The 7,302-nt window shown below is 66.0% G+C and carries 5 protein-coding genes; 3 read left to right on the top strand and 2 right to left on the bottom strand.

From position 1 onward, the window contains the following. Positions 1 to 1,293, bottom strand: a 1,293-nt coding sequence (locus tag A8M77_RS35615) for an ESPR-type extended signal peptide-containing protein (RefSeq protein ID WP_272947458.1), incomplete at its 3' end; no start/stop codon positions are given. 320 nt (positions 1,294 to 1,613) lie between these two features. Here A8M77_RS35615 and A8M77_RS28400 point away from each other — a divergent pair. The 3 genes from A8M77_RS28400 (at position 1,614) to A8M77_RS28390 (ending at position 6,173) form a co-directional block, all read left to right on the top strand. Continuing rightward, positions 1,614 to 2,408 (top strand): response regulator transcription factor, encoded by a 795-nt coding sequence (locus A8M77_RS28400; protein ID WP_086924821.1) that lies wholly within the window; start codon positions 1,614 to 1,616, stop codon positions 2,406 to 2,408. 160 nt (positions 2,409 to 2,568) lie between these two features. Beyond that, positions 2,569 to 3,693, top strand: a complete 1,125-nt coding sequence (locus A8M77_RS28395; protein ID WP_238137006.1) for a FecR domain-containing protein — start codon at positions 2,569 to 2,571, stop codon at positions 3,691 to 3,693. Positions 3,694 to 3,719: 26 nt separating this feature from the next. Beyond that, a complete protein-coding gene (locus A8M77_RS28390; protein ID WP_158101015.1) occupies positions 3,720 to 6,173 on the top strand; it encodes a CHASE2 domain-containing protein in 2,454 nt (817 codons plus the stop codon). On the opposite strand, the gene A8M77_RS28385 is transcribed toward A8M77_RS28390, so the two are convergent. Continuing rightward, a complete protein-coding gene (locus A8M77_RS28385; protein WP_143694789.1) occupies positions 6,163 to 6,954 on the bottom strand; it encodes a response regulator transcription factor in 792 nt (263 codons plus the stop codon). The two genes, A8M77_RS28390 and A8M77_RS28385, sit on opposite strands and share 11 nt — an antisense overlap. Positions 6,955 to 7,302: the final 348 nt, after the last annotated feature.

Below are 7,302 nucleotides of genomic sequence, written 5' to 3'. Positions count from 1 at the left end.
GGTCACGTTGGTGTTGGTGGCGTCCAGCTGGCTGCCGTTGACCGCATCGGTGCTGGTGGTGCTCAGGGTGCCGGGCGCCACGTTGGTGATCTTGGTGCCGCCAGTGCCGGCCAGCGTGACGTTCTTGTTGTCGATCACACCGCCGTTGACGTCATACTTGATCACCCCATCCTGGATGTACTCCTGGACCGCAAACAACTGGCTGCCGTTGATGCCATCGGTGCTCAGCTTGCTCACCTGGCCAGCAGCCAGGTTGGTGATCTGGCGCCGTACGGTTGCGTTGCCCACGCTGACAACGCCTGCCGGCGTACCGCCCGCATAGGTATAGGGGACCCCGGCAATCGTCCCGTTCGCGGTAGCCACCGCCGCCGAGGTCGTCGTATTCGCGCCCAGCGCCACGCTGTCGGCCGTGGTGACGCTAGCCCCAAGCCCAAGCGCCGTGCCATTTTGGACGTCGACCCTGGAGAATGCGCCAACAGCCGTGCTATTTTGGGCGGTGACACTGGCGCCCGAGCCAACAGCCGTGCCAAAGGCCGCACTATTAAGGTCGTCGATCCCGACAACACTCGCAGAAGAACCAATCGCCGTTGAGGACTTGGCAAAGCTGATCTTTGCGCGGAAACCGAACACGGCTGCGTTGTCCGAGTTGTTGTTGACCAAAGAACTCACACCGATCGCGATCGAGCCGCCAGACTTGTCATCCAGGATGCCACCACTGTTATTACCAATGGCAATAGAGGTGCCGGAAAACACCCTCAAGTCCGAACCAAGGGCAGTCGAGTCCTGTCCTATGACGCGCACGTTACTCCCGATCGCGATCTGGTCGCCGGTGGTGAGCGGCTGCGTCGACGACGCCGTCGCCGAAGCGTTGTTGCCAATCACGATGTTGGTAGCCCCCGCCCCAGTGGCCACAGCAGTTCCAAGTCCAAAGGCAAAATTGGCCTTGCCCGTGCCAACAACGTCTTCCGGGCCGCGGCCGATATCCACCACCCAAGAGGTACCCATGTTGGCCTTTACGTCGCACCCCACGGCAACGGCGAATTGACCAGCCCGCGCCGGCGCGAAGCACTTGTCAGGTGAGATCGCTGTCGAGTTGAGATCGTTGGCGGCCTGGCCACTCCCGAGCTGCTGGGCAAACGCGTCAGGCACGCCACCCATCGCCACACACACCGTGACAGCCGCCACAGCCAGCTTCGCCGACCGGCTCCCCTTCCCCCTCGCCTTCGTGATCTCCGAAGCGGCAACCCATGCACCAAGGGCCTCGTTCCATACGGTGCGGTATGACTTATTCATGCTGTCGATGTCCTTTTGTGGCGATGAGGAAGGGACACTCCCTTCGATAGCAGCAGGCGCGCTCCCTCCGCGACAAACGCGCTTGCTCCTTGAGCGGGCTGGATCGTGCCGGACCCTCCACCCCCGGCGAGTCCACCGCGACAATTGATCAGATTGAGGAATAAGAGGCCAGAAAGCCCGAAACCGGCCTGGCGACGAAGCCGCGCGGAACGTGAAAACTGGCGGCGCCGAAATCAAAGGCGCAACAATTTACGAGATTGCCGGCCTGAAAAAAGGGAAGAATGCAGGCCCATCTTCTTGCACCCATGAGACGAGACATCATGCGCATCGCAGTACTCGACGACGACCCGACCCAGATGGGCTTCCTGGTTCACGCGCTCAAACGGGGGCTGGACACGGGGGACGAAACCGTGACCTGCGTACCCTTCGACAAGGGCGAGACGCTGCGCAAGTCGCTGCGGCAGGAAACCTTCGACCTACTGGTGCTCGACTGGAACGTGCCCGATCTCGACGGGGTGGAACTGCTGCACTGGCTGCGCAGCTTCCAGAAGAGCGACGTGCCGGTGATCATGCTGAGCTCGCGCAGCGCGGAGCGCGACGTCGCGGGCGCGCTGGGCATCGGGGCCGACGACTACGTGGTGAAGCCCTTCCGCACGATGGAGCTGTGCGCGCGCATCCGGCGGCTGCTGGCGCGCAAACCCATGCTCGCTGCTGCGGCCGAGCAGGAGCGCTTCGGCAAATGGCGCTTCGACCAGGCGAACCTCGCCGTGCATTTCAAGGGGAACGACGGGGCGGTGACACGCATCCCGCTCACGGACCGGGAGTTCCGGCTCGCGCTGGCGCTGTTCCGCCACATGGGCCATCCGGTCTCGCGCGCCTACCTCCTCGAGAAGCTGGGAGTGCACGGCACCGAGATGCCGTCGCGCGCACTGGACAGCCACATCTACCGGCTGCGCAGCAAGCTGGGGCTGCACAGCGCGAGCGGGCTGCGCCTGCAGACGGTGTACGGGCGCGGATATCGGCTGGAGCGGGTGGTCGAGGGGATGGACGAAGACGAAGGCACGCCGATGCCGGGCAGCGAGGACGGGGGCATGGTCGGTGACGAAAATGGCTAGGCCGGCCTTCGGGCAACGGCTGGCCGCAGTACTGAGCCTGGTCGGACTGGCTGCATCGGCATTCGCGCAGGGCCAGGAGGCCAAAGCTCCGCCGGCGCCAGCCGGGGGGGCCTACCAGGTACGGCCTGGCGACACGCTGTGGAGCCTGTCCGACAAGTTCATGAACTCGCCGCTGCAATGGCCGGAGCTCCAGCGGAAGAACGCAGTGCCGGTGCCCGAGCGGCTGAAAGTGGGCCAATGGCTGAAGCTGGGCAGCCGGGCTGCGGTGCTGCATGTGGCGGGCAGCGTGTCGATGCAGCGTGCACCCGGGCCGGAGCAGGCGCTGACGGCGGGCACCACCCTCGAGCCAGGGGATCTGCTGAGCACCGGGCGCGACGGCTTCGTGACCGTGGGCTTCGCGGATGGCAGCCGAGTGGTGATGCCCTCGAACAGCTCGGCGCAGCTGATGGAGGCGGATGGGCAGCAGACGCGGCTGACGTTGCGCAGCGGGAGCATCGAGTCCTATGTAGAGAAGCAACGGGAGCGTGAATTCGAGATCCGCACGCGCAGCTTCTCCCTCGGCGTGAAGGGGACGCATTTTCGTGCCCGTGCCGAAGGTGGTGCCGAGGCGCTGGAAGTGCTGGAGGGCCTCGTACGGGCGACGGAGCTCGATGGGGGCCGGCGCAGCGTGGACGTCGGTGAGTTCGAAGGCATTCCGCTGGGCGCCGGAGATGGCGCGCTGGAAGTGCGAGGCCTGCTGCCACCCCCAGTACTGCGCGCGCCGCACGATAGAAGCACGGTGGAGGCGCAGGCGGTGGCCGGTGCGGCCGCGTACCGGCTGCAATTGGCGAACGACTCGGGCTTCCTGCAGCTGGCGGCGGAGTTGCGCGCGCAGCGCCCGTATTTCGCGCTGCAGACACTGCCGGAACCGTTGGGGACGGGCTTCTATCACACGCGAATCTCCGCCATCGACGCGCAGGGGGTCGAGGGCCGGTCGAGTGAGGGCGTGACCTTCGTGGCGCCGCCGCAGGCGCCGACGACCAGCGAGGCGCGGGCGGCCGGCGGTGGCCTGTGGGATATACGCTGGACAACGCGTCAAGGGCAAGGCCATACTGTGTTTGAGCTCGCGAAAACGCCGGACTTTGCGTCGCCGCTGGTGGTGACGTCAGGGGCCTATGCAAGCGGCGTGTCGGTCGGTCCTCTCGAAGGCCCTGGACGCTACTACTGGCGAAGCCGCGAGCAAGCAGAGGGAGAGTCGGTGTTGTCATCCGAATGGGGGGGCAGCTTCGAAGTACCTCCCCCTTGAGCCGGGGAGTCCTCGCGGGTGGACTCATGCAGCGATTGCACCGTCGATATCTGGCCGAATGGATGTTGATGTTGCTGCTGCTGCCGTCTGCCATCGTCTGGCTGGATGGACGCCCCGGACTGGTGGAGGCCAACGCGGCCATCTATGACCGGATGCTGTTCGACAGCGCGCAGCGGCCGTCGGGCGACATCCTGATCGTTGGCATCGACAAGCGAACACTGGAGATGCTGGGTCCCTGGCCGGTTCCACGGTCGATCCATGCGCTGTTGCTCGAGCAGCTGGCCAGGCGTGCGCCGAAAGCGGTGCTGCTGGATCTCTTCCTCAGCACGCCATCTTCCGACCCCACGCAGGATCAGGCGCTGGCCGCGGCAATGGCAAAGGTGCCGGTGTACCTTCCGCTGGACTACGTGACGGGGTCGGGCAGGACGTCCTCGTTCAGGCCGCCGATTCCTGTGCTGGCCAAGGCGGCGCACGGTGTGGGCCATGCCAATGCGACGCCGGATGCCGACGGGTTGGTGCGAGGCCTCTGGCGCTGGGAGGGCCCGGCGCAGGAGGCATGGCCTTACCTGGGCCTGGTCATCGCCGGCAAGCCGGGGGCGCCGGTAGCCGCCTCCCAGCTGGGAGAGGAGGCGAGCGAGGGCTGGGTGCGGCTCGGACGCTTCGGGATCGACTTCGCGGGCGCGGCGGGCAGCTATCCCACGGTGTCGTACCTGGACATGCTGCGCGGCGATTTCAACGACGAACTGGTGCGCGGCAAGCTGGTGCTGGTGGGGGCGCTGGCCGATGCGGCACTGGGCGACACGGTTCCGGTAGCGGGCATTGGCGCACAAACCAATCTGCCGGGGGTGGAAGTGCATGCCAATGCGATCGACTCCCTGCTGCATGACCAGGCCATCGAGGTGCCAGTGGACTGGCGGCGGGTGTTGTGGATCTCGGTCCCGATCTGGATCGCGCTGCTGCTGTTCCTGCTGAACGCGAGCCATTCGGCGGCATGGACATTGTCGGTGGCGGCACTGTGCATCGGATTGAACTATCTCGCACTGGTGCAGGGGCGCATCGCGCTGCCGCTCGCTTCGCCGCTGTGCGGTGTAGCGGCGGCCTACGTCCTGTGGAGCTGGCGCCGCATGAGCGAGCTGCTGTTGTTCTTCCGCGAGCGCGCGGAGCGGCTCAATGCGGTGCCGGCGGGCGCCTTCGAACCGCCGCTTCCCTTGCAACCGGTCGCGCTGGACTCGGTGGAACGCCGGACCAACACGCTGGATCTGGCGATCGAACGGCTGACACGGCTCCAGGCGCTGTTGACCCAGGGCATGTGGTCCTTGCCGGTACCGGTGCTGATCTGCCGTCCCGACGGCGTGGTCAGCCAGAGCAATGCAGCGGCCCAGCAGCTCCTGGCGCCTCAGCCTTCGCTGTCCTCGGCGGGCGCGATGCAGCGGCCGGACGATGGTGCCGACCGGCTCCAGGGCGCGGACTTGCCCCAGCTGATCGCCGGCCTGCGGAAGGCGGAGATAGAGGACCCGCGCATGGTGCAGGGGCGGGTGCAAACAATCTGGGACGAGGCGATGGTCCGTGAATACACCACCGAACAGGGCAGCATCTTCACGCTGCGCGCAGCCTTGCTGGACGAATCCAACACGCAGAGCGCGTCCTCGCGTGCCTGGGTGGTGGTGCTCAACGACATCACCGCGGAGCGTCAGGCGCAGCGCGAGCGCGAGCAATGGTTCAGCTTTCTCTCGCATGACGTGCGCAGCCCGCAGGTGTCGATTCTCAGCCTGCTCGCGCTCCACGTCGACGGCGCCTCCGATGGCGACGTGCAGCACATGATCGACGGTATCGGCCGCGAGGCACGCCGCACCATCCAGTTGGCGGAAAGCTTCATGGACATGCTGGAAGCGGAGTCGAAGGTGTATCGCTTCGCGCCAACCCTTGCGGGCTCGGTGGTGCTCGATGCCATTGACGCGATCTGGTCCGCGGCCCACGCACGCGGCCTGACCGTCGAACCGCGGCTGGGCGCAGCGGAGGGTGCGCTCTGGGCGGACGCGTCATTGCTGACGCGCGGGTTGGTGAACCTGCTGAACAACGCGATCCGCTACAGCCAGCCCGGGGACACCATCTATGTCTGCGTGGAGACGGATTCCCAGTCCGCCTTGGCCCATGGTGAGGTCGTGATCTCGGTACAGGACGAGGGCAGCGGGATGGATGCAAGCCAGATCGAGGAGTTGATGACCCACGAAGGGGGACGCAAGTCGACGCCTGGCGCGGATGCAGAAGCAGGCCATGGCTGGGGCCTGGGCCTGATGATCGTGCGCAAGGTAATCGCGCGCCACGGCGGCTGGCTCGACGTGGTGAGCGCACCGGGCGCGGGGACGACCTTCCTGATCGGCCTGCCCCTCAGCCCGGAAGACACGCAGTTCGAACCGCCTGGCGGGGAAACGGCGGCAGTGGAAGGCACGAGCGCCGCGGCGCCGCGACTCAGCCGCTGAGGGCCGAGGAAGCCTCGCACTGCTCGATGCCATCCGGTATCACGACAGGCTTTGCGGTCTTCCTGCCATGGTGGCGGCTGAGCTTGAAGCCTCCATAGCGGATGCTGCTGAGCTGCCATTCGCAGCCCTCGAAGGTGGCCAATCCGAGATGGGTGCGAAGGCGTGCCACGGAGGCATCCAGCCAGCGGCCGCCGGCATCGGGGATGAGGCCCGAGGCCATGGTGCGCAGCCAGTCGCGCGACAGCACGCGGTTGGTGTTGTGGAAGAACTCGAGCGCGAGTTCGAAGTCCACCGGCCGCAGGTGGACCTCGATGTCGTCGAACACAACCGACTCCCTCGCCGGCACGAAACGGTAGGCCCCCCATGTCAGGCCCGTGATGGCGGGGGCCATCGAATGCTGCGTCAGGAACGACTTCAGCCCGTTGTGCACGTCCGCAAAGCAAGTCGGCGCGGCGAGCACCAGATCGCCCTCGGCGCAGCGCAGGGCGCCGGGGGCCTTCAATGGATTCTCCCGCGTGAGAAAGAGCATCGGCGCGCCGGCCGCCACCACGCTCCTGGCGGCACGCACCCAGGCCTGCACCTCGGCCGGGTAGTGCGGAAGGCCAAGGCACACGGCCGCACAACGCAGCAGGCCTTCGCGCAGCGGAAGCAGTTCCTCCAGATCGTTGAAGACCAGCGGTGCATAGCCAAGCGCGCGGACGGCGCGACGCATGTGCTCGCGGGTACGAAGTACAGGGTCGATCACGACCACACGTCGAATCAGGCTTTCTCCGGCTGGCATGTCATGGAGCTCCGATGGTTGGCATGGGCGCCGGGGAAGGCCGTGACACGGGACTCCTCGATCGCCTTGCACAGTGGTAAGACTTAATGCTTGCTATGGTGCCGAGCGGCACAAGGCGTACGACGGACCCGCGACAATTGATCAGGATTAATCCGAGTCAACGGCGAGATCCTGACCTGGTTCACAGTCTCGCGGCGAGAAGCACCACGCACCTTCGCAAAGGCGCGCAGCGTGGGCCGCATAGGCGCTACCGGCAGGCCCTTCGACGATCCGCGCGGCAGAAATCGTGATGATTCATAACCTGATGAATTGTCACGCCGCGAGAACCGCACTCACGACGCACATTCC

Origin of the sequence: Variovorax sp. JS1663 (assembly GCF_002157355.1) — a bacterium.
Taxonomy (GTDB): Bacteria; Pseudomonadota; Gammaproteobacteria; order Burkholderiales; family Burkholderiaceae_C; genus Variovorax.
Note: the sequence above shows the minus strand (reverse complement) of the source record. Positions and strands in the feature narration are given on the sequence as shown.

Bases quoted from the DNA above. Each gene is read 5' to 3' on its own strand.
- A8M77_RS28400 (WP_086924821.1), top strand. From the start codon at position 1,614: ATGCGCATCGCAGTACTCGACGACGACCCGACCCAGATGGGCTTCCTG.
- A8M77_RS28395 (WP_238137006.1), top strand. From the start codon at position 2,569: ATGAACTCGCCGCTGCAATGGCCGGAGCTCCAGCGGAAGAACGCAGTG.
- A8M77_RS28390 (WP_158101015.1), top strand. From the start codon at position 3,720: ATGCAGCGATTGCACCGTCGATATCTGGCCGAATGGATGTTGATGTTG.
- A8M77_RS28385 (WP_143694789.1), bottom strand. From the start codon at position 6,954: ATGCCAGCCGGAGAAAGCCTGATTCGACGTGTGGTCGTGATCGACCCT.